Below are 22,527 nucleotides of genomic sequence, written 5' to 3'. Positions count from 1 at the left end.
TCTCGTCTCGGCGGTGACCCGGTGGGGTCAGTCCTCGCCCAGGTACGCCTTGCGGACCGATTCGTCGTGCAGCAGGTCCTGGCCGGTGCCGGACAGCACGATGTTGCCGACCTCCATGACGTGCCCCTGGTCGGCGAGGGAAAGCGCCGCCTGGGCGTTCTGCTCGACGAGCAGAATCGTCGTGCCCTGGGATTTCAGTTCGGCGATGGTCGCCATGATCTTCTGCATCATGATCGGCGAAAGGCCCATGGAGGGCTCGTCGAGCATGAGCAGTTTCGGCTGGGACATCAGCGCCCGGCCCATGGCGAGCATTTGCTGCTCGCCGCCGGAGAGGGTGCCCGCGGCCTGCTTTCTGCGTTCGCCGAGGATGGCGAAGAGATCGTAGGCGTGCTGAATGTCCTTTTCGATGCCTTCCCTGTCCTTGCGCAGGAAGGCGCCGAGCCGGAGATTGTCCTCGATCGTCATCCGCGGGAAGATGTGCCGCCCCTCGGGGGAGTGGGCGAGTCCCAGGGAGACGATCTGGTGGGCGGGGATCTTCTTCAGCGACTTGCCGTTGAATCTGATCTGCCCGCCGACGGGCTTGAGCAGCCCGGACAGGGTGCGCAGCGTCGTGGTCTTGCCGGCGCCGTTGGTGCCGATGAGGGTGACGACCTGACCGGCCTCGACCGTGAAGAAGATGCCCTTGACGGCCTCGATCTTGCCGTAGGCGACGCGGAGGTCCTCGACTTCGAGCAGTGCGGTCATCGGTCGTTCTCCTTGCCGGGCGCGGCGTCCTGCGGGGTGTCGTCCTCTGCCTGCGCCTCTGCCTGCGTCTCGGCCGCCTCGGCTTGTGCCTCGGCGTTCTCGACCTCGGCGGCCTCCTCGGCGCCGGGCGCGCCTTCGAAGGGTTCGCCGAGGTAGGCGGCGATGACGCGCTCGTCGCGCTGGACGGTGGCGCTGTCGCCCTCGATGAGCTTCTCGCCCTGGACGAGTACGGCGACGCGGTCGCAGAGGTTCATGATGAACCGCATGTCGTGCTCGATGACGAGTACGGCGATGCCCATGTCCCGGATGGCGAAGACGAGTTCCTCGGTGGCCCGGGTCTCCTGGGGGTTCATGCCGGCGGTGGGCTCGTCCAGGAGGAGCAGGCCCGGCTCGCTGGCCAGGGCGCGGGCGATCTCCAGCTTGCGCTGCTCGCCGTAGGGCAGGTTGCGGGAGAGGTGCTCGGCCTTGTGGGCGAGGCCCACGAATTCCAGGAGCTCCATGGCCCGTGCGCGGGAGGCGGCTTCGGCGCGGTGGAATCCGGGGCCGCGCAGCAGGGCGGACCAGAGTCCTTCCTTGGTGCGGGTGTGCCGGCCGACGAGCACGTTCTCCAGGACCGTCATGTTGGCGAACAGGCGGATGTTCTGGAAGGTGCGGGCGATGCCGGCGGCGGTGACCTTGAAGGACTTGGGCGGCAGTACGTTGCCCTTGTAGCGGACCTCGCCCTCGGTGGGGGTGTAGAGGCCGGTGAGGCAGTTGAAGAAGGTGGTCTTGCCGGCGCCGTTGGGGCCGATGAGTCCTACGATCTCGCCGCTGTTGACGGTGAGGTCGACTCCGCGCACGGCGGTCAGGCCGCCGAAGCGCATGGTGACGCCGCGTGCGTCGAGGACGGTCTCGCCCGAGGTGGCCGGGGTGGGCGTGGTGTCCTTGGTGGTGGTGTCGGTAGTCATGGGTCAGACCCCTGCCTTGCTGAGGACCGCGGGTGCCTCCGTCTGCTCGTGGAACTCGAGCTGGCGGCGCCGGTTGGGGATGAGGCCTTCCGGGCGGAAGCGCATCAGCAGTACGAGTGCGAGACCGAAGGCCAGGAGCTGGTAGTCGCCGAGGAACTGGAGCTTGGCCGGGATGAGGTAGAGCAGAGCCGCGCCGACGAGGGGGCCGCTGATGGTGCCCATGCCGCCGAGGACGACCGCGGCGAGCAGGAAGGCGGAGTTGGGCGGCACGACGTGGGCGAACTGGTACTGCTCGGGGGTCACGGTGTAGGTGACGTGCGCCTGGACGGCGCCGGCGAGGCCGGCCAGGGTGGCGCCGAGGGCGAAGGCGATGAGCTTGACGCGGAAGCCGTTGATGCCCATGGCGCGCGCGGCGGTCTCGTCCTCGCGGATGGCGATCCAGGCGCGGCCGATGCGGGAGTCGCTGCTGCGCCGGAAGACCACGACGACGATCAGCGTGATCAGGAGCATCAGCAGGAAGTAGTTGGCGAAGCGGGCGATGGTGAGCCCGAGGAAGGTGTGCTCCTGGCCGAAGTCGAAGCCGAGGATGTTCAGGTTCGGGATCGACGAGATGCCGTTGGAGCCGTTGGTGACGTCGGGTCCGGAGGTGCCGTCGGTGTTGTTGACGGTGATGCGGAAGATCTCACCGAAGCCGAGCGTGACGATGGCGAGGTAGTCGCCCCGCAGTCGCAGGGTGGGGGCGCCGATGAGGACGCCGAAGACCATGGCGACGGCGCCGCCGAGCAACGCGGAGGCCCAGAACGGCAGATGGACGTGCAGGGGTGAGGACGGGGAGCCGGAGACCAGGGCCGCGGTGTAGGCGCCGACGCCGAGGAAGGCGACGTAGCCGAGGTCGAGGAGGCCGGCGAGGCCGACGACGATGTTCAGGCCGAGTGCGACGGTGGCGAAGATCAGGATGTAGACGCCGATGGCCGCGTACTGGTCGTCGGACTGGGTGAAGGGGAAGGCGGCGGCTGCGACGAAGGCGCCGATCATCGTGATGTTGCGGTGCCTGGCGGTGATCGTCGAGACGCGGCCCACCAGTCCGGCCTTGGCGAGGGCGGCGAAGCTGAAGCCGGCGGTGATGAGGAAGCCGATGAAGAGTTCGCTGTCGGGGGTGCCGATGCCGTAGGTGAAGACGGTCAGGCCGATGGCCATGGCCGCGATGATGACGAGGATCTCGGCGTAGGGCGCGAGCTTGCCGACGGGCCGGGCGGTGCCGGTGGCGAAGACGGCCTTGAGCGTCTCCCGGAGGTGGGCCGTTTTCTGCTTGAGCTGTTCCCGGCCGCCGTCGTCGGGGTCCACGGGGTTGGGTTCGGGGCGTTCGAAGGGCAGGGCCAGGGCGCCGACGAGGGTGGCGAGGCTGGTGACGGCGACGATGTAGCCGCCGGGCTCGAGGTTGACGACGCCGCCGAGTTCGATGCTGATGGCGAGCACCGCGTACCAGGCGGTGGCGAATGTGGCGAGGGCGGTGAGTTTGACGGCCGCGTCGGCGCCGGCCGGGGTGAGCCAGCCGAGGCCCTTGATGCCGTAGGAGGAGAGGGCGAAGAGGATGGTGAGGACGGCGCCGATGAGGACGAGGACCTGCAGGCCGCCCGGGTAGCCGTAGACCGTGAGGTCTCCGGAGAACTCGGAGGTCCAGGTCCAGGCGAGGAAGGTGGAGATGAAGGTGAGGACGGCGCCGCCGGTGGCCAGGGCGCGGCCGATCTGCTCGGGTATGCGGATGAGCCCGGTGGGTTCGCTGCCGGCGGTGGGGGCGCTGGGCGTTTCGGGTGCGGTGGTCTGTGTGGTCATCGGTGTCACGCCCTGTCCGCGACGCGCTCGCCGAGCAGGCCCTGGGGCCGGAACAGCAGCACGAGGATGAGGAGTACGAACGCCCAGACGTCGGCCCAGGACTGGCTGCCGAACTGGTCCATGCCGGGGATGTCGGAGATGTAGGCGGTGGCGAGGGTCTCGGCGACGCCGAGGACGAGCCCGCCGATCATGGCGCCGTAGATGTTGCCGATCCCGCCGAGGACGGCCGCGGTGAAGGCCTTGAGTCCGAGGATGAAGCCCATGCGGAACTGGATCTCGCCGTACTTGAGGCCGTAGGCGACGCCGCCGACGGCGGCGAAGGTGGCGCCGAGGGCGAAGGCGACCACGATGATGCGGTCGGTGTTGACGCCCATGAGCTTGGCGGTGTCGGGGTCCTGGGCGGTGGCCTGCATGCCGCGTCCGGTGCGGGTCTTCATGACGAAGTAGGCGAGGATGGCCATGCTGATGGGGGCGGCGCAGAAGACGAAGATGTCACCGGTCTGGATGGTGACGTTGCCGATCTCGAAGGGGCCTCCGGCGATCTGCGGGAAGGTGCGCGCGGACTTGGCGTCCGGGTACCAGGCCCACACCGCCTGCTGCAGGGCGAGGGAGAGACCGATGGCGGTGATCAGGGGCGCCAGGCGTGGGCCGCCGCGCAGGGGACGGTAGGCGAACCGTTCCGCCCCGATGGCGACGAGGACGGCGACGATGATGGCGCCGAGGAGCATGAGCGGCAGCGCGATCCACATGGACGTGCCGTTCGGAAGTACCCACAGGTAGACCGAGAGTCCGCCGAAGGCGCCGGTCATGAAGATCTCGCCGTGGGCGAAGTTGATGAGCTGGACGATGCCATAGACCATCGTGTAGCCGATGGCGACCAGCCCGTACATGGATCCCAGTAGCAGGCCGTTGACCAGCTGCTGCGGCAGTTCGTTCACCGCATGTCCTCCGAGACTTCGGATGTTTGTCGAATGTGGCCGGATGCGAGTACGCGCGGGGCGCCAGTGGAACAGCGCCCCGCGCGACGGTTGAGCGGTGCTGGTGGTGGATCAGCCCGTGTAGGTTCCGGAGTGGACCGAGGCCCAGGCGCCGTCCTTGACGGCGTAGACGGTGAGCTGCTTGTTGGTGGCGTCGCCGAACTCGTCGAAGGAGACCTTGCCGGTCACTCCGTCGAAGGAGACGTTCTGCATGGCCTCGGTGACCTTGGCGCGGGCGTCGGAGGGCAGCTTGCCGCCGTTGTCGTCGACGACCTTCTTGACGGCCTCGATGATGGCCCAGGCGGAGTCGTAGGAGTAGCCGCCGTAGGCGGAGTACTCCTCCTTGTAGCCGGCGGCCTTGTAGTCGGCCGTGAACTGCTTGGCGGAGTCGAGTTCCTCGACCGGGGTGCCGACGGAGGTGGCGAGGTCGCCGCCGCTGTCGGGGCCGGCCAGCTCGATGAACTTGGCGTCGTTGATGCCGTCGCCGCCGATGAGCGGGATCTTGGCGCCGGCGGCCTTGATCTGCTTGCTGAGCGGGCCGGCCTGCGGGTATTCGCCGCCGTAGTAGACGATGTCCGCGCCGGACTTCTTGACCTTGGTGGCGACCGCGGAGAAGTCCTTGGTGTCGGGGTTGATGTGCTCGGTGCCGACGACCTTGCCGCCGAGCTTCTTGAACTCGTCGGTGAAGGTGCCGGCCAGGCCGGCACCGTAGGTCTTCTTGTCGTCGATGACGAAGACCTTGGTCTTCTTCGCGGTGTTGTAGACGTACTGGGCGGCGAACGGGCCCTGGATGGCGTCCGTGGTCGCGGTGCGGAAGTACGACTTGTACTGGCGCTCCTTCTTGGTCCGCCAGTCGGGGCCCTGGCTGAGGGAGGGGCCGGTGTTGGCGGGGGAGACCTGGACCAGTTTGGCGTCGTCGAAGACCTTCTGCATGGACTCCGCGACGGAGGAGTTGAGGGGGCCGACGGTGCCGAGGACGTCCTTGTTGGCGACGAGCTTGACGGCGTTCTGCTGGCCCGAGGAGGGCTGGGCCTGGTCGTCCAGGGCCTGGATCTTGAAGGTGACGCCCTCGACGAACTTCTGCTTGTTGGCCGTCTTGGCGGCGAGGTCGGCGGAGTTCTTGATGCCGAGGCCCATGGCGGACAGGTCGCCGGTCAGCGGGGCGTCGACGCCGATGACCACGGTGGTGCCACCGTTGCCGGAGTCCGAACCCTTGTCGCCGCCGCGCGAGCCGCAGGCGGTGAGGGTGAGTGCTCCCGCTGCCAGTGCTGCGGTAACGGCGATGAGTGAACGTTGACGCACGATCAGTCCTTTCCCTGGCACGGCCCCTCCCCCCTGGAAGAGGTCGAGTCGAGCGCGGAGTCGAAGAGGTAATCCGACGCGCCGTGACTGGCCGTGACTCTAGGCGCGCACAGGGAACGTCGAGGAGGGCTTGGCCAAGGCTGTGACTCTCTTGTTATGACAGGACGTAATGCAGAGCGGTACGCGGCGGGTGGAAGAGTGGAATTCAGGCAGATTCGCCCGGTCCGGATTCTGAGAACCCGCAGGACGGGGGTTGCTGCGATCAGGCGTCTCAAGGGTTTTGGTGATTACTGGGAACCGTTGCCGCAGGCGACTTGCAGGGCCTGGGAGAGGCTCTGCGCATACCGTGGCCCGAGGATGAAGCCGTGCACCTGGATTGCGCGTTTATTACGCAGTGTTACGTCCAGGAAAGGGAGTCCGGCGTTCCCCGGCACTTTTCCGCATTCCTTCACATGCATGGTGATCACAACTTTATGGGCGGATCCTGCCCGGACGAGGAAAGGGGCGCGGGGCTCGGAGGTGAGGGAAAGTCCCGCGTACGGCTGGTCGATGCCGGTGACGGTCACGGGCGGACCGGTCTGCACGCTGACCAGCACCGCGAAGCTGAATGTCCTGGTTTCTGCCGCGTGGGGTGCGGCGACCTCGTCCAGGTAGGACACGTCGGTCACCAGGGACGGGTAGGGCGGCGCCGGGGGCGGCGGAGGGGGCTGCGGCGCGTCCTGGCGGATGGCGCACAAGTAGCCGCCGCCCGCGAGGAGAAGAGCGAGCGTCAGGGCCGTGAGGGCGGCCCGGCGGTGCCGCCGGTACAGCCGGGCGAGAGGCGCGATCGGGCCGTGCGCGAGGGCGCCGGGGCGGGGCGGGGCATCGCCCGGGGCATCCGGGTCGTCCCGGTCGGACGTGCCCCACGCGCGCGTGCCCTCGCCCGGTTCGAGCGGCCCGACGCCGCTCACGTCCCGGGTCCCCTGCCGGACCGGTCTTCCCCGGTTCGGTGGCGGCACGTCAGATCCACTGACGTGGAGCGTGGTTGGGGGTGTGACCGGCTCGACCGCGCCCCCGGCCGGAGCGCTCCTCCCGTTGTCATGGCAAGAAGCTAGGGGGCCCGGTCGTCCGGGGGCAACGGTCGCGGAGGCGGCTCCGTGGCTCAGCCGGCCGCGCCGGCGGGGTTGTCGCCCGGGTTCACGTCGCGCAGCAGGCAGGTCAGACGGGCGCTGCACACCCGCCGTCCCTCCTCGTCGCTGATCACGATCTCGTACGTCGCCGTCGAGCGTCCCCGGTGGACGGGTGTGGCCACACCGGTGACCAGCCCGGAGCGCGCCCCGCGGTGGTGGGTGCAGTTCAGGTCGACACCCACGGCGATCTTGGAGCTGCCGCCGTGCAGCATGGCGCCGACCGAGCCGAGGGTCTCGGCGAGGACGGCGGAGGCGCCGCCGTGCAGCAGTCCGTAGGGCTGGGTGTTGCCCTCCACCGGCATGGTGCCGACGACGCGGTCCGCGGACGCCTCCAGGATCTGCACGCCCATGCGGGTGCCGAGGTGTCCGGCGGAGAAGAGGGCGGGCAGGTCGACGCCGAGCGCGGCGTACTCGTCGAGGACTTCCTGCGGGAACTTCACGTGCTGCTGCTCGCCCATGGGGTCCGGCTCCGTTCGTCCTTGGTCGGCTCGGTGCCGACCGGATCGTGGTCGATCGGCCACCGAAATCACTGAGCGAACGCTCAGTCGGCCGCCGATTGTTCCAGACGCACCACGACGGACTTGCTGGCCGGGGTGTTGCTGGTGTCGGCGGTGGCGTCGAGCGGCACCAGCACGTTGGTCTCCGGGTAGTAGGAGGCGGCGCAGCCGCGGGCCGTCGGATAGTGCACGACGCGGAAGCCCGGTGCCCGCCGCTCCACGCCGTCCTTCCACTCGCCGACCAGGTCCACGTACGACCCGTCGGCCACCCCGAGCGCCCGCGCGTCCTCCGGGTTGACCAGCACCACCCGCCGGCCGTTCTTGATGCCCCGGTAGCGGTCGTCGAGGCCGTACACCGTGGTGTTGTACTGGTCGTGCGAGCGCAGCGTCTGCAACAACAGCCGGCCCTCGGGCAGTTCGGGGTACTCCACCGGCGCGGCGGTGAAGTTGGCCTTGCCGGTGGCCGTCGGGAAGCGGCGCTCGTCGCGCGGGGCGTGGGGCAGCGCGAAGCCGCCGGGGCGGGCCACGCGCGCGTTGAAGTCCTCGAAGCCGGGGACCACCCGGGCGATCCGGTCGCGGATCGCGGCGTAGTCCTTCTCGAACTCCTCCCACGGCACGACGCTCCTCTCGCCCAGCACGCGGCGGGCCAGAGCGCACACGATGGCCGGCTCCGACTTCAACTGCGGCCCCGCGGGGCGCAGTCGGCCCCGGGAGGCGTGCACCATGCCCATGGAGTCCTCGACGGTGACGAACTGCTCGCCGCCGGCCTGCACGTCCCGCTCGGTGCGGCCGAGCGTGGGCAGGATCAGCGCACGCGCGCCCGTGACCACGTGGGAGCGGTTGAGCTTGGTCGACACGTGCACGGTCAGCCGGGCCCGGCGCATGGCGGCCTCGGTGACGTCGGTGTCGGGGGAGGCGGAGACGAAGTTGCCGCCCATGGCGAAGAAGACCTTCGCCTCGCCGTCGCGCAGGGCCCGGATGGCCCGTACGACGTCGTAGCCGTGCTCGCGCGGCGGTGCGAAGCCGAACTCCTTCTCCAGTGCGTCCAGGAAGGCGGGGGCGGGGCGTTCGAAGATGCCCATGGTGCGGTCGCCCTGCACGTTGGAGTGGCCGCGCACCGGGCACACCCCCGCGCCCGGGCGGCCGATGTTGCCGCGCAGCAGCAGGAAGTTGACGACCTCGCGGATGGTCGGCACCGAGTGCTTGTGCTGGGTCAGGCCCATCGCCCAGCACACGATCGTGCGCCGGGAGGCGAGGACCATCTCCAGCGCGCGGTCGATCTCCGCGCGCGTGAGCCCGGTCGCGGTGAGCGTCTCGTCCCAGTCGGCGGTCCGGGCGGCCTGCGCGAACTCCTCGTAGCCATGGGTGTGTTCGCGGACGAACTCCTCGTCCACCGCGCCCTCGGTGTCGAGGATCAGCTTGTTGAGGAGACGGAAGAGGGCCTGGTCGCCGCCGATGCGGATCTGCAGGAACAGGTCGGTGAGCGCGGCGCCCTTGAGCATGCCCTGCGGGGTCTGCGGGTTCTTGAACCGCTCCAGACCGGCCTCGGGCAGCGGATTGACGCTGATGATCCGCGCGCCGCCCGCCTTGGCCTTCTCCAGGGCGGAGAGCATCCGGGGGTGGTTCGTCCCCGGGTTCTGCCCGGCGACGATGATCAGGTCGGCCTTGTACAGGTCCTCCAGGAGGACGCTGCCCTTGCCGACGCCGATCGTCTCCGACAGGGCCGAGCCGGACGACTCGTGGCACATGTTGGAGCAGTCGGGCAGGTTGTTGGTGCCGAGTTCGCGCGCGAAGAGCTGGTAGAGGAACGCGGCCTCGTTGCTGGTGCGGCCCGAGGTGTAGAAGAGGGCCTCGTCGGGGGAGTCGAGGGCGGTGATCTCCTCGGCGACGATGTCGAAGGCGCGCTCCCAGGTGACCGGTTCGTAGTGATCGGCGCCCTCGGGCAGGTACATGGGGTGGGTGAGCCGTCCCTGCTGGCCCAGCCAGTAGCCGCTGCGGTCCGCCAGGTCGGACACGGAGTGCGCGGCGAAGAACTCCGGGGTGACCCGGCGCAGGGTGGCCTCCTCGGCGACCGCCTTCGCGCCGTTCTCGCAGAACTCCGCCGCGTGCCGGTGCTCCGGCTCCGGCCAGGCGCAGCCCGGGCAGTCGAAGCCGTCCTTCTGGTTCACCCGCAGCAGGGTCAGCGCGGTGCGCCGCACACCCATCTGCTGCTGGGCGATCCGCAGGGTGTGCCCGATGGCCGGCAGCCCCGCCGCCGCGTGCTGCGGCTCGGCTACCTCCGGCGCGTCCTGAACCGGATCACCCATGGGCGGCTTCGTGGCCATAGCACGCTCTCCTTCGACTCGCGGCATATGAACAACGCTCCCGATCCTCGCACGACCGTGCGAAAGCCCCTAGGCCCGGGACACGGACCACGGCAAACGGCACACGGACTGTCCCGTGCGGCCCGCCCGGCCGCCGGCCCGGCCTCCCGGCTGCGGAGCGCGCCGCGGGAGGGACCGTCTTCCGGGGCGGGGCCGGGGCGGGTTCCGCACGGCATGGCGCTGCGGGGTGGGCGGCCGGGCGGGCCGGGGGCGTGGCGTCCCGGAGGCCGTGGAGGCGGGTGGCCGACCGCGGCTGCCAGGGCGTGGGCTTCGGCTGTCAGTGGTACGTGGCAGGATCGGGGGCGTGGCAGAGACAGCATCGAAGAAGACCGACACCACCCCCGGCGGCGCCCGGCCGCGGCTCATGCTCATGGACGGGCACTCGCTGGCGTACCGCGCGTTCTTCGCGCTGCCCGCGGAGAACTTCACGACCGCGACGGGCCAGCCGACGAACGCCATCTACGGCTTCGCGTCGATGCTGGCCAACACGCTGCGTGACGAGGAGCCGACGCACTTCGCGGTCGCCTTCGACGTCTCCCGCAAGACCTGGCGCTCGGCGGAGTTCACCGAGTACAAGGCGAACCGCTCCAAGACCCCGGACGAGTTCAAGGGGCAGGTCGAGCTGATCGGCGAACTGCTCGACGCGATGAACGCCTCCCGCTTCGCAGTCGAGGGGTTCGAGGCGGACGACGTGATCGCCACCCTCGCCACCCAGGCCGAGGCCGAGGGCTTCGAGGTGCTGATCGTCACCGGCGACCGCGACTCCTTCCAACTGGTCTCCGAGCACACGACGGTGCTCTACCCCACCAAGGGCGTCTCCGAGCTGACCCGCTTCACCCCGGAGAAGGTCGTCGAGAAGTACGGGCTGACCCCGGCCCAGTACCCGGACTTCGCGGCGCTGCGCGGCGACCCGTCCGACAACCTGCCGGGCATCCCCGGCGTCGGCGAGAAGACCGCCGCGAAGTGGATCAACCAGTTCGGTTCGTTCGCTGAGCTCGTCGAGCGCGTCGAGGAGGTCAAGGGCAAGGCCGGGCAGAACCTGCGCGACCACCTGGAGTCCGTCAAGCTCAACCGCCGGCTCACCGAGCTGGAGCGGAGCGTGGAGCTGCCGAAGACGGTCACCGACCTCACTCGCACGCCGTACGACCGCAAGGCCGTCGCGATGGTCCTGGACACCCTGGAGATCCGCAACCCCTCCCTGCGCGAGCGACTCTTCGCCGTGGACCCGGGCGCCGAGGAGGCCGAGACGACCCCGATCACGACGGACGGCGTGCAGCTCGACGGCACCGTGCTCGGCACCGGCGAGCTGGCCGGCTGGCTCACCGAGCACGGCACGCAGGTCCTCGGTGTCGCCACCGTCGACACCTGGGCGCTGGGCGCGGGCTCGGTCGCCGAGATCGCGCTCGCCGCGCCCGGGGGAGCGGCCGCCTGGATCGACCCGTCCGAGCTGGACGAGGCGGACGAGGGCGCGTTCGCGGCCTGGCTGGCCGACGCGGACCGGCCCAAGGTCTTCCACAACGCCAAGGGCGCCATGCGGGTCTTCGCCGAGCACGGCTGGACCATAGAGGGCGCCGCCATGGACACCGCGCTCGCCGCCTACCTGGTCAAGCCGGGCCGCCGCTCCTTCGACCTGGACGCGCTGTCCCTGGAGTACCTGCACCGGGAGCTGGCCCCCGCCGCCGCGGCCGACGGGCAGCTCGCCTTCGGCGCCGACGAGGGCGCCGAGGCCGAGGCCCTGATGATCCAGGCCCGCGCCGTCCTCGACCTCGGCGAGGCCTTCGAGGCGCGCCTTCCGGAGGTCGGCGCGGCGGAACTGCTGCGCGACGTGGAGCTGCCGACGTCCGTTCTGCTGGCCCGCATGGAGCGGCACGGCATCGCGGCGGACCGAACCCACCTCGAGACCATGGAGCAGATGTTCGCGGGCGCGGTGCAGCAGGCCGTGAAGGAGGCCCACGCTGCGGCGGGGCACGAGTTCAACCTCGGCTCGCCCAAGCAGCTCCAGGAAGTCCTCTTCGGCGAGCTCGCCCTGCCGAAGACGAAGAAGACGAAGACCGGCTACACCACCGACGCCGACGCCCTGGCATGGCTGGCCACCCAGACGGACAACGAGCTGCCGGTCGTCATGCTCCGCCACCGTGAGCAGGCGAAGCTGCGTGTCACCGTCGAGGGTCTGATCAAGACGATCGCGGCCGACGGCCGGATCCACACCACGTTCAACCAGACGGTCGCCGCGACCGGCCGCCTGTCGTCGACGGACCCGAACCTGCAGAACATCCCGGTCCGCACCGACGAGGGCCGGGCCATCCGGCGCGGCTTCGTGGTCGGCGAGGGCTTCGAGTCGCTGATGACGGCCGACTACAGCCAGATCGAGCTGCGCGTGATGGCCCACCTGTCCGAGGACGCGGGCCTGATCGAGGCGTTCACCTCCGGCGAGGACCTGCACACCACCGCGGCCTCGCAGGTCTTCGGCGTCGACCGCTCGGCGGTGGAGCCGGAGATGCGCCGCAAGATCAAGGCGATGTCCTACGGCCTGGCGTACGGGCTGTCGGCCTTCGGCCTCTCCCAGCAGCTGAACATCGAGGCGGCCGAGGCACGCGCCCTGATGGACGCCTACTTCGAGCGATTCGGCGGCGTACGGGACTATCTGCGCCGCGTGGTCGACGAGGCGCGGGCGACCGGCTACACCGAGACCCTCTTCGGCCGCCGCCGCTATCTGCCCGACCTCAACAGCGACAACCGTCAGCGCCGCGAGATGGCCGAGCGCATGGCGCTCAACGCGCCCATCCAGGGCACGGCGGCCGACATCGTCAAGATCGCCATGCTGCACGTGGACCGCGCACTGCGCGAGGGCGGCCTCGCCTCCCGCATGCTCCTCCAGGTGCACGACGAAATCGTCCTGGAGATCGCCCCCGGCGAACGCGAGACCGTGGAGCAGATCGTCCGCCACCAGATGGCCGGCGCGGTACAGCTCAGGGCCCCGCTGGACGTCTCGGTCGGCGTGGGCCCGGACTGGGAGTCGGCAGCGCACTAGCCTGCGGCGCGCGGGTCGGGCCGCCCGGACACCGGGGCGCCCCGGTGATGGCGGATCCGGGCTGCCGTGCCGGGCGCGGCTCCGCGGCCCGTGGCTCGGGGGCTGTTCTGTGGTGCACGGGTGCCCCCGTGACGGCGGATCCAGGCCGCCGCGCCCGCGCGGGCCAGCCTGCCGGCCGTGGCCCGGTCTGACCTGCCGTGCAAGGGCGGTCCCGGGACCGTGGCCGGGGCTGTCCTGCGGTGCACGGGTCCCCCCGTGACGGCGGATCCAGGCCGCCGCGCCCACGCGGGCGACCCTGCGGCCGTGGCTCGGGTCTGTCCCGCCACGCACGGGCGGCCCCCGCAGTGCCGCCCGTGCCGGCAGCCACCCGGCTCGGACCGCCCCTCGGACTGCCCCCGCCGTCGCGGGTGCGTCACGGCGGGGGACGGGTCCCGGCCGTGGCCACCCTGCCGCCGGAGCCGGAGCCGGAGCCGGAGCCGGAGCCATGCGTCGTCCGGTGGGAACCGCGTACAGGTCACCGCCGTCCGCCGCGGTGTCCCCCCGAAGGGCGGCTCCGTCGGCTTAGGGGTGCGTCGACAGCGGGGTCCTCCCTCGCGTGGCGCACCCGTGGCAGGGCCCGTCACTCACGTGGACCCCGAAGAGGCGCAGCCGCGAGCCGTGCCCGACAGGATGCGGGCATGGGTATACGCATGCTCAACCGCCGCCCGGCGGTGATACGGGTGGACATCGGTGAGGCCCCCAAAGGGGCACCTCTGTCGGTCCGGCCCTTCGCGCCCGACGCCGGTACGGCCCGCGTTCCGGCGGATCTGACGGCGACCCTGCGCCGTGCCGCGAGCGGGCTACGCGACCGGTTCGGCCCCGGCGATCCCGTCCTCGGGGAGACACGAGCCTGGCGTCTGTGGGCGGACACCGCTCGCGGCTACCTCGCCCTGCTGCTCTCCCCACTGCATCGCCCCCGTCCGGTGCGCAGCATCACCGTCTTCGTCGCCACCGCGACCCCCACCGGCGACCGGCTGGGCGAGCCGTCGCCACACCGCTCCCGCCAGGACCGCCGGAACTGCTGAGCCCGGCCGAACCGGCCCCAGGCGAAGCGACGGCACGGCTCAACCTGCCGAGGCTGAAGAACCACTCCCACCGTCCGGACCGGAAGAAGCCCCAGCACGGACGCCCTCGGGACTGGGACGGCCCGATCCGACCGACTCCCTCACGCCGCCGCCCCCGCCACCGGCACCCGCAGGCCGGGCGCCGCGCCGGAGCCTGACGTCCAGGGCGTACAGGGGCAGGCCCACGGCCAGCCCCGCGCCCGCGCCGAAGCACAGGGTCGGAATCAGCTCCCAGAGAGCGGCTGTCGACCCCCGGCCCGTCCACCAGTGCCAGGTCCGCTGCACGGCACCGGCGACCGCGCAGACCGCGATCACGGCCCAGGCCCGCCGCCGGTCCCGTACCGACAACTCGGGCACCCCCACCGGCTCACCCGCCGGCGTCCGCCGCAGCGCGTGCACCAGGAACCCGGCGATCACGACGGCCGCCACCGCCGAGCTGCCGTACTGCAGGTACCAGTAGACGGGCGTCCCGGCCAACTGTCGGCCCAGCACCGGGAACAGCCGCATCCCCCACCGGTCGTGGTGGGTGAACGCGTCCCACACCACGTGTGTCAAGGCGCCCAGCGCGGCGGAGGCGTACCACCACGGCACCGACGCCGGGCGCGGTCGTGTCCACGGGGTGCCGCACCGTGTCAGCGCCGCTGTCCGTCCCTGCCGGGCGCGCGGCAGCAGGGCGACAAGCGGCTCACGCAGCAGCAGCCACACCCCGACCAGCAGCCAGGCGACGAGCACGTCGAGCGTGAAGACCCCGGGGAAGGAGTGTGTGACCGTGCCGAACTCCATCGCACCGGGCACCACCCCTGCCGTGTAATAGATCAGATCGGGCGCGAAGGAACCCGCCACGAGCACCGACGGGACCAGCCGGCCCCGCCCCGTTCCGTCGCCGCGTATCGCGGGCAGTACGGCCGCCGCATGGCTCAGAGTGAACGGCAACGGGGCTCCTCCTGGCGTGCGTCGACCGGGCCGGCGGGCCCGTGTGATCATCGCCGTCCAGTATGCGTGGCACGCGAGGGGCGCACCCGTTAACCAGTCGTGGCCAACCGGTGAAAATCGGGCGCGAACGGGTCCCGATGCCAAGGAAGTTGTCGTAGGGTCACCTGGATTCGTCAACCCGTGCGGCACCGCGAGGGCAACCAGCCACACGGGTCGATCGTCTCAACAGGGCGAACGGACAGACAGAGACGGACGCCGGGGCGTCCACAGGAGGGGCTCACTCTATGGCGGCGCATTTCGGCAGCAGGTTGCGCAAGGGAGCGGCAACCACGGCCGTGGCTGCGGCGGCGGTCGCGGCTCTGTCCGCCTCGCAGGCTCCCGGCGTCGTCGACGAACACGGCAGACAGTCCACCGCTGAGGCGACGCCCCAACCCGATGACGGCACCGACGGCACCGACGGCATCGACGGCAGCGCGACCGGCGACTCGCCGTACTTCACGGACCTGCCGCCCCTCAACAGCCCCAGCCCGGCGCCCGTCGTCGGCACGCCGATCTCCAAGGGCCCGGCCGAGGCCGGCATACCGACCACCGTGCTCGACGCCTACAAGAAGGCCGAGGCCGAACTGCGCGAGTCCAAGCCGGGCTGCAACCTGCCCTGGCAACTGCTGGCCGCCATAGGCAAGGTGGAGTCCGGACACGCCCGCGGCGGCAATGTCCGCGCCGACGGCACCACGGTGTCCCCGATCCTCGGCCCGCGCCTCGACGGCAACGGTTTCGCGCACATCAGCGACACCGACCATGGCCTGTACGACGGGGACAGCAGGTACGACCGCGCGGTCGGGCCCATGCAGTTCATCCCCTCCACCTGGGAGTGGGCGGGCCGCGACGGCAACGGCGACGGCAAGAAGGACCCCAACAACGTCTACGACGCCGCTCTCGCCGCCGGCCACTACCTGTGCCGCTTCGGCTGGGACCTGTCCACCGCCGCCGACCTGCGGAGCGCGATCCTCAGCTACAACAACTCGACGGACTATCTGAACACCGTCCTGACGTGGCTGGAGTTCTACCGCAAGGGCAGCCACACCGTCCCGGACGGGACCGGACCCCTGCCGTCCCACCGCAGCGACCGCACCCCCGGCGCGAACCCCGGGCCGATGCCGCAGCCGTCCACCCCGAGGGCGACCCCCTCGCCCGGCAGCTCCGGCAAGCCCGCCGCGCCCGGCAGGGGCGGTGGCTCCTCGACGCCGAGCCCGAGCCCTTCCTGGCCGACCCCGCCGACCCCGCCGTCCAAGCCCACCCCGCCGGCCACCCCGGGCACGCCCAGCGCGCCGCCCACCCCGACCGACACCGTGCATCACCTCCAGGACGCGGGCACGGACAAGCTCACCGCCATGGCGGGCGACGCGTTCACGGAGAAGATCAGCACCCGTGCCGTGACCGGGGACGGCAAGGCCGTCGGCAAGGTGCGGATCCGGTTCACGATCACCGGTGACACCGACGCCGCCTTCACCGGCGGCGAGAAGGTCGCCACCGTCGCCACCGACGCCTCCGGCGTGGCCGTTGCGCCGGCGCTCCTGGCAGGCGAGGAGACGGGCGACTTCACGGTCCGGGCCGCGGTCGTCGGCCGTATGCTCCCCGGCGTCGACTACACGGCCACGGTCACCGAGCGCGCCGCCGACGCCCTCACCCGCACCACCGACACCGAGCTGGTCTGCGTCCCGGGCGGCGAGTTCGCCGGCCAGGTCGAGGTCAGGGCCACCTACAAGGGCGCCGTCGCGGACCGGGTCGCGGCCACCGCCACCCTGGTCAAGTCGGCCGACGACCCCGCCCAGAACAACAAGGGTCCCTACTTCAAGGACGCCGACGGCAAGCCGGTCCGCACCCTGAAGGACCTCCAGACGGACGCGAGCGGCCTGCTGAAGCTGCCGAAGCTGTACGCGGACGACACCACCGGTACGTTCCTGCTGCGGATCACCACCGCGGGCGGCGCGACGCTGACCGTGGAGCTGAAGGTGGCGCCGGCCGACACCCCGGCCGAGCCGTCCCCCAGCCCTTCGGCATCCTCGTAGCACCGGCACGAACAGCCCACGAACACCCTGAGGGCGCCCCGCCACAGCGGCGGGGCGCCCTCGGCGTCGTCCGGCGGCCGATCGCGCCCGGAGGACGGAACCGGTCAGCGTTTGAGCCGGGCGTTGGTGTGCCGGGTCGGCTCCGCGGACGCCGGGTCCTCGGGCCAGGGGTGCTTCGGATACCGCCCGCGCAGCTCCGCCCTCACGTCCCGGTAGCCGGTCCGCCAGAAGGACGCGAGGTCGGCGGTCACGGCGGCGGGACGCCCGGCCGGGGAGAGGAGGTGCACCAGCACCGGGACCCCGGCGACCGCGGGCGAGTCGTGCAGGCCGAACATCTCCTGGAGCTTCACGGCGAGCACGGGCCGTTCGGGATCCGTGTAATCGATCCGGATCCTTGATCCGCTGGGCACGGTGAGCCGTTCCGGGGCCAGCTCGTCCAGCCGCGCGGCGTCACCGGAGGCCCAGGGCAGCAGCCGGGTCAGTGCCTGCCCGGCGTCGATCCGCGCCAGGTCGGCGCGCCGCCGGGCCCGCCCGAGCTCCGGCTCCAGCCACTCGTCCACGCGCGCGTGCAGCGCGTCGTCGGACACGTCGGGCCAGGGCTCCCCGAGGTGCCGGCGCAGAAACGTGAGCCGCTGCCGCAGCATGTGCGCCTCCACCGACCAGCGCAGCAGCCCGAACCCCTCCTGCCGCAACCCGTCGAGCAGCGCCGCCCGTACGAGGCCGGGCTCGGCGTCCGCCAGGGGCCGCACAGCCAGCTCTACGGCCCCCAGCCGCTCGACCCGCCGCGCGACGACGTCGCCGTCGCCCCAGCGCACCTCGTCCGCTTCCGTGCGAAGCGCCCCGGCCGCGAGCCGGGCGACGTCCTCGTCGACGACCGCGGCGAGCTGCACGCGCGCGTGCCGCCTGCCCACCGGCCGATCGGCCACGGCCACGGCGACCCAGGGCGCGCCCCACAGCGGTGATCCGTCCGCAAGCTCCGCCCGCGTCCCGGACACCATCAGGTACGAGCCACCGTCGAGCCGGCCCACCCGCTCCGGAAAGGCGAGAGCAGCAACGCGGCCGGCGAGACCCACGTCCCCAGGACGACGCCCGCCACCGCTCCCGGCGCCGGACGGCGGCTCCGCCCCGCGGGCCGTTTGTTGGCGGGTGGGACTGTCGGAGACTTCCGACACCGCGGCCCGCAGTCGGCGGACCTCCGTTCGCCAGCGTGGCGCGTACGCGTCGCCGCCGCGCCGGGCAGCCCGCAGGGCCGCGGCGAGATCGTCCCCGTACTCCCTCGGCAGCTCCTCGCTCAGCAGTGCGACGACCTCCGCGACCCGCTCGGCCCCGCCGACGGCGGAGGCGTCGAGCAAGGCCCGTCCCAGCCGCGGATGCACTCCCAGCCGTCCCAGCGAGCGCCCGCGGTCCGTGGCGCGCCCGGCGGAGTCCACCGCGCCCACGACCGTCAGCACCTCCCGCGCCGCCGCCATCGCCCCGCCCGGCGGGGGGTCGGGCAACGCGAGCCCGGAGGCGTCCGGATCGCCCCAGCAGGCCGCCTGGAGGGCGAACGCCGTCAGATCGGCCACCTTGATCTCCGGTGCGGGAAACGCGGGCAGACGCGCCTCCTCGGCCTCCGCCCAGCACCGGTACACCGCGCCCGGCGCCTCGCGTCCCGCACGGCCCGCCCGCTGCCGCCCGGAGGCCCGCGAGGCCCGTACCGTCGTCAGCGCACTCAGCCCGCGCGCGTGGTCCACGCGGGGCTCCCGCGCGAGCCCCGAGTCGACGACCACCCGCACCCCGGGCACCGTCAGCGACGACTCGGCGACCGAGGTCGCGAGGACCACCCGGCGCCCCCGCCCCGGCACCAGCACCGCGTCCTGCACGTCCGCCGGCGCCCGACCGTGCACCCGGAGCACCTCCACGTCTCCGAGATCACCCAGCAGACCCGCGACCCGCCCGATCTCGCCCACGCCGGGCAGGAAACACAGCACGTCCCCGGCGCGCTCGGCCAGCGCCCGCCGCACCACCGACGCCACATGCGTCAGCAGCGCCGGGTCCACCCGCATCCCGTGCGGCGGGCGCACCGGCCGGGAGGGAGGCGCCCACACCACCTCCACCGGATGCGTCACACCGTGTGCCTCGACCACCGGCGCCCCGCCCAGCAGCTCCGCCCACACGCGCGCGTCCGTCGTGGCAGAGGCGGCCACAAGCCGCAGTTCCGGCCGCAGAGCCTCGCGCACGTCCCACAGGAACGCCGCCACCGTGTCCGCGTCCAGATGCCGCTCGTGGCACTCGTCGAGCACCACCACGTCGATGCCGGCCAGCTCCTGGTCCCGCTGCAACCGCTGGAGCAGCACACCGGTCGTGACGACCTCCACGCGCGCGTGGCGCCCGACGACGCGCTCCCCGCGCACGGTGTAGCCGACGCTCCCGCCGACCTTCTCGCCCAGCAGCCACGCCATCCGCCGGGCCGCCGCGCGCGCCGCGATCCGCCGCGGCTCGGCCACGACCACCCGCCGCGCGGGCCCCTCACCCAGCAGCCCGGCCAGCGCGAGGGGCACCAGCGTGGTCTTGCCGGTGCCGGGCGGCGCCACCAGGACCGCGGTCCCGTGACCGTCCAGGGCCTCGTGGAGGGCCGGCAGCGCGTCGCGCACCGGCAGCGCGCCCAGCTCGTCGTGACGGATCACGCGCTCAGCCCCGTACACCCGCACCCGGTCACGCACTCAGTCCCGCACGCAGACGAAGATCGCCGTCCCGGGGATCAGATTCCCGCGCAGCGGCGACCAGCCGCCCCACTCGGACGTGTTCCAGGCCGGCCACTCCGGCTCGACCAGGTCCACCAGCCGCAGGCCCGACGCCACCACGTCCCGGACCCGGTCCCCGACGGTCCGGTGATGCTCGACGTACACCGCGCGGCCGTCCTCGTCCTGCTCGACGTACGGCGTGCGGTCGAAGTAGGAGCCGGACACCGACAGCCCCTCCGGGCCGGGCTCGTCCGGGAACGCCCAGCGGATCGGGTGCGTCACCGAGAACACGAACCGCCCGCCCGGCCGCAGCACCCGCCGCACCTCCCGCAGCACCGCGCGCGGGTCGGCGACGAACGGCAGCGCCCCGTACGCCGAGCACGCCAGGTCGAAGGAGCCGTCCGCGAACGGCAGCGCGCCCGCGTCGGCGCACACCAGGGGGATGGCGCCACCGATGCGCAGCGCGTGCTGGAGCTGGCGGTGCGACAGGTCCAGGGCGACCGGGCGCGCGCCCAGCCCGGCCAGCCAGCGCGAGCACTGCGCCGCGCCCGCGCCGATCTCCAGGACGTCCTTGTCCTTGAGGTCCTCGGGGTTGCCGAGCAGCTCCGCCTCGGTCTCGTCCAGGCCCTCCGGGCCCCACACGAAACGGTCGTCGCCGAGGAACGTGCCGTGCTCGATCTGGTACTCGTCCGCGTTGCGGTCCCACCAGCCCCGGTTGGCCCTGGAGCTTTCCACGGCGCCGGCCTCGCGCCGGGTGGCCTCCGGTTCGGCCGGTTCGAACTGTTCGGACGGTGCTGGCTCTTGGATGATCGGCTCCCTCGTACTAATCTGCGGGCTCTCCCGTCCGGCCGGTTCCGGCGGTGGTCACCGCAGGGACTCGCTCGGGCCGGCGTGGGCTCGGGAGGCCGGTTTTCTGCCGGAAATAGGGCGATCCGCCCCGGCTGTGCGGCTTCGCGCATTGACCATGCCCGGCTGCCCCCGTATGCTACAAGTTGCGCTGCGGGCCTGCGCGCCTCAGACGGAGCAGGCTGCGCTCGCATCTGTTGTATGTCCCCTCGGTTGTCGAGGCACCACCAGGTTTTCGTGTGGCGCTTCCTAAGCTGTCCGGCTTCTGCAGAGCGAAACGGGCTCCCGGCGTAATGCAGTACCTACGACTCAATGTCCGTACCGGAGCCCTTTCCCACATGACGAGCAGCACCGAGACCACCGCCACCACCCCGCAGGTAGCGGTCAACGACATCGGTAACGAGGAAGCCTTCCTCGCCGCGATCGACGAGACGATCAAGTACTTCAACGACGGCGACATCGTCGACGGCGTCATCGTGAAGGTCGACCGGGACGAGGTCCTGCTCGACATCGGTTACAAGACCGAAGGTGTCATCCCGAGCCGCGAGCTCTCGATCAAGCACGACGTCGACCCGAACGAGGTCGTGGCCGTCGGCGACGAGATCGAGGCCCTGGTCCTCCAGAAGGAGGACAAGGAAGGCCGCCTGATCCTCTCGAAGAAGCGCGCCCAGTACGAGCGTGCTTGGGGCACCATCGAGAAGATCAAGGAAGAGGACGGCATCGTCACCGGCACCGTCATCGAGGTCGTCAAGGGTGGTCTCATCCTCGACATCGGCCTCCGTGGCTTCCTGCCGGCCTCCCTCGTCGAGATGCGCCGTGTCCGCGACCTCCAGCCGTACGTCGGCAAGGAGCTCGAGGCCAAGATCATCGAGCTGGACAAGAACCGCAACAACGTGGTCCTGTCCCGCCGTGCCTGGCTGGAGCAGACCCAGTCCGAGGTCCGCCAGACGTTCCTCACGACCCTCCAGAAGGGTCAGGTCCGCTCCGGTGTGGTCTCCTCGATCGTCAACTTCGGTGCCTTCGTGGACCTGGGTGGCGTCGACGGTCTGGTGCACGTCTCCGAGCTGTCCTGGAAGCACATCGACCACCCCTCCGAGGTCGTCGAGGTCGGCCAGGAGGTCACGGTCGAGGTCCTCGACGTCGACATGGACCGCGAGCGCGTCTCCTTGTCGCTGAAGGCGACCCAGGAAGACCCGTGGCAGCAGTTCGCCCGCACCCACCAGATCGGCCAGGTCGTGCCCGGCAAGGTCACGAAGCTGGTTCCGTTCGGTGCGTTCGTCCGCGTGGACGAGGGCATCGAGGGTCTGGTCCACATCTCCGAGCTGGCCGAGCGCCACGTGGAGATCCCGGAGCAGGTCGTCCAGGTCAACGACGAGATCTTCGTCAAGGTCATCGACATCGACCTCGAGCGTCGCCGCATCAGCCTCTCGCTGAAGCAGGCCAACGAGGCCTTCGGTGCCGACCCGGCCACGGTCGAGTTCGACCCGACCCTGTACGGCATGGCCGCGTCCTACGACGACCAGGGCAACTACATCTACCCCGAGGGCTTCGACCCCGAGACCAACGACTGGCTCGAGGGCTACGAGACCCAGCGCGAGGCGTGGGAGCACCAGTACGCCGAGGCGCAGTCCCGCTTCGAGCAGCACCAGCAGCAGGTCATCAAGTCCCGCGAGGCGGACGCCGCTGCCGCCGCCGAGGGTGGCGAGGCCGCCGCTCCGGCCGCGTCCGGCGGTTCGTACTCCTCCGAGGGTGGCGACAACTCCGGCGCCCTGGCGTCGGACGAGGCGCTGGCCGCGCTCCGCGAGAAGCTGGCCGGCGGCCAGAGCTGAGCTCCCGCACAGGGGCCCAGCCGCTGAGGCTCAGCAGCCGATGACTTGAGGGGCCGCACCCGTTCCGGGTGCGGCCCTTCGAGCTGTTCGGAGGGTCTTGCGGAACCCTGCGGCCGATGGGGAATGCGAACGTCCCACAGCTCGTTGTGAACCTACGAATA

Annotated in this window: 15 protein-coding genes; 4 read left to right on the top strand and 11 right to left on the bottom strand. The window is 71.3% G+C overall.

The features are described 5' to 3' along the window. Nucleotides 1–27: 27 nt before the first annotated feature. The 8 genes from OIE49_RS10300 to OIE49_RS10265 all read right to left on the bottom strand — a co-directional run bounded on the left by OIE49_RS10300 (nt 28) and on the right by OIE49_RS10265 (nt 9,793). Complete coding sequence (locus OIE49_RS10300) at nt 28–744, bottom strand: ABC transporter ATP-binding protein (RefSeq protein WP_326802056.1); 717 nt, start codon at nt 742–744, stop codon at nt 28–30. Further along, on the bottom strand, nt 741–1,691 hold the full coding sequence (locus tag OIE49_RS10295) for an ABC transporter ATP-binding protein (protein ID WP_326802055.1): 951 nt from the start codon (nt 1,689–1,691) through the stop codon (nt 741–743). The genes OIE49_RS10300 and OIE49_RS10295 overlap by 4 nt, the downstream gene beginning before the upstream one ends. 3 nt (nt 1,692–1,694) lie before the next feature. Next, entirely contained in the window at nt 1,695–3,524 is a 1,830-nt protein-coding gene (locus OIE49_RS10290; RefSeq protein WP_326802054.1) for a branched-chain amino acid ABC transporter permease, read from the bottom strand. A gap of 5 nt (nt 3,525–3,529) precedes the next feature. Beyond that, nucleotides 3,530–4,462, bottom strand: a complete 933-nt coding sequence (locus OIE49_RS10285) for a branched-chain amino acid ABC transporter permease (protein ID WP_326802053.1) — start codon at nt 4,460–4,462, stop codon at nt 3,530–3,532. A 111-nt stretch (nt 4,463–4,573) separates the two neighbouring features. Beyond that, nucleotides 4,574–5,803 (bottom strand): branched-chain amino acid ABC transporter substrate-binding protein, encoded by a 1,230-nt coding sequence (locus OIE49_RS10280; protein ID WP_326802052.1) that lies wholly within the window; start codon nt 5,801–5,803, stop codon nt 4,574–4,576. Nucleotides 5,804–6,090: 287 nt separating this feature from the next. Continuing rightward, complete coding sequence (locus OIE49_RS10275) at nt 6,091–6,753, bottom strand: Tat pathway signal sequence domain protein (protein WP_326802051.1); 663 nt, start codon at nt 6,751–6,753, stop codon at nt 6,091–6,093. Nucleotides 6,754–6,944: 191 nt separating this feature from the next. After that, on the bottom strand, nt 6,945–7,430 hold the full coding sequence (locus tag OIE49_RS10270; RefSeq protein ID WP_100569555.1) for a PaaI family thioesterase: 486 nt from the start codon (nt 7,428–7,430) through the stop codon (nt 6,945–6,947). A gap of 83 nt (nt 7,431–7,513) precedes the next feature. Then, nucleotides 7,514–9,793 (bottom strand): FdhF/YdeP family oxidoreductase, encoded by a 2,280-nt coding sequence (locus OIE49_RS10265; protein ID WP_326802050.1) that lies wholly within the window; start codon nt 9,791–9,793, stop codon nt 7,514–7,516. Nucleotides 9,794–10,136: 343 nt separating this feature from the next. On the opposite strand from OIE49_RS10265, the gene polA reads away from it, so the two are divergent. Next, complete coding sequence (polA, locus tag OIE49_RS10260) at nt 10,137–12,863, top strand: DNA polymerase I (protein WP_326802049.1); 2,727 nt, start codon at nt 10,137–10,139, stop codon at nt 12,861–12,863. A 677-nt stretch (nt 12,864–13,540) separates the two neighbouring features. Then, entirely contained in the window at nt 13,541–13,927 is a 387-nt protein-coding gene (locus OIE49_RS10255) for a hypothetical protein (protein ID WP_326802048.1), read from the top strand. Between the two features lie 39 nt (nt 13,928–13,966). Here OIE49_RS10255 and OIE49_RS10250 read toward each other — a convergent pair whose 3' ends face one another. Then, entirely contained in the window at nt 13,967–14,899 is a 933-nt protein-coding gene (locus OIE49_RS10250; RefSeq protein WP_326802047.1) for a DUF4184 family protein, read from the bottom strand. A gap of 284 nt (nt 14,900–15,183) precedes the next feature. Here OIE49_RS10250 and OIE49_RS10245 point away from each other — a divergent pair, with 284 nt between their 5' ends. After that, complete coding sequence (locus tag OIE49_RS10245; RefSeq protein ID WP_326802046.1) at nt 15,184–16,968, top strand: lytic transglycosylase domain-containing protein; 1,785 nt, start codon at nt 15,184–15,186, stop codon at nt 16,966–16,968. A 104-nt stretch (nt 16,969–17,072) separates the two neighbouring features. Here the strand turns inward: OIE49_RS10245 and hrpB are convergent, their stop codons facing one another. Continuing rightward, a complete protein-coding gene (gene hrpB / locus OIE49_RS10240; protein WP_326802045.1) occupies nt 17,073–19,634 on the bottom strand; it encodes an ATP-dependent helicase HrpB in 2,562 nt (853 codons plus the stop codon). A gap of 36 nt (nt 19,635–19,670) precedes the next feature. After that, on the bottom strand, nt 19,671–20,519 hold the full coding sequence (locus OIE49_RS10235) for a class I SAM-dependent methyltransferase (protein ID WP_401739574.1): 849 nt from the start codon (nt 20,517–20,519) through the stop codon (nt 19,671–19,673). Nucleotides 20,520–20,875: 356 nt separating this feature from the next. Between OIE49_RS10235 and rpsA the strand changes: the two genes are divergently transcribed. Then, nucleotides 20,876–22,366, top strand: a complete 1,491-nt coding sequence (gene rpsA / locus OIE49_RS10230; protein WP_100569549.1) for a 30S ribosomal protein S1 — start codon at nt 20,876–20,878, stop codon at nt 22,364–22,366. Nucleotides 22,367–22,527 lie beyond the last annotated feature (161 nt).

This window comes from Streptomyces sp. NBC_01788 (assembly GCF_035917575.1).
Classification (GTDB): Bacteria; Actinomycetota; Actinomycetes; order Streptomycetales; family Streptomycetaceae; genus Streptomyces.
This window is presented reverse-complemented; position numbering and strand designations above follow the sequence as displayed.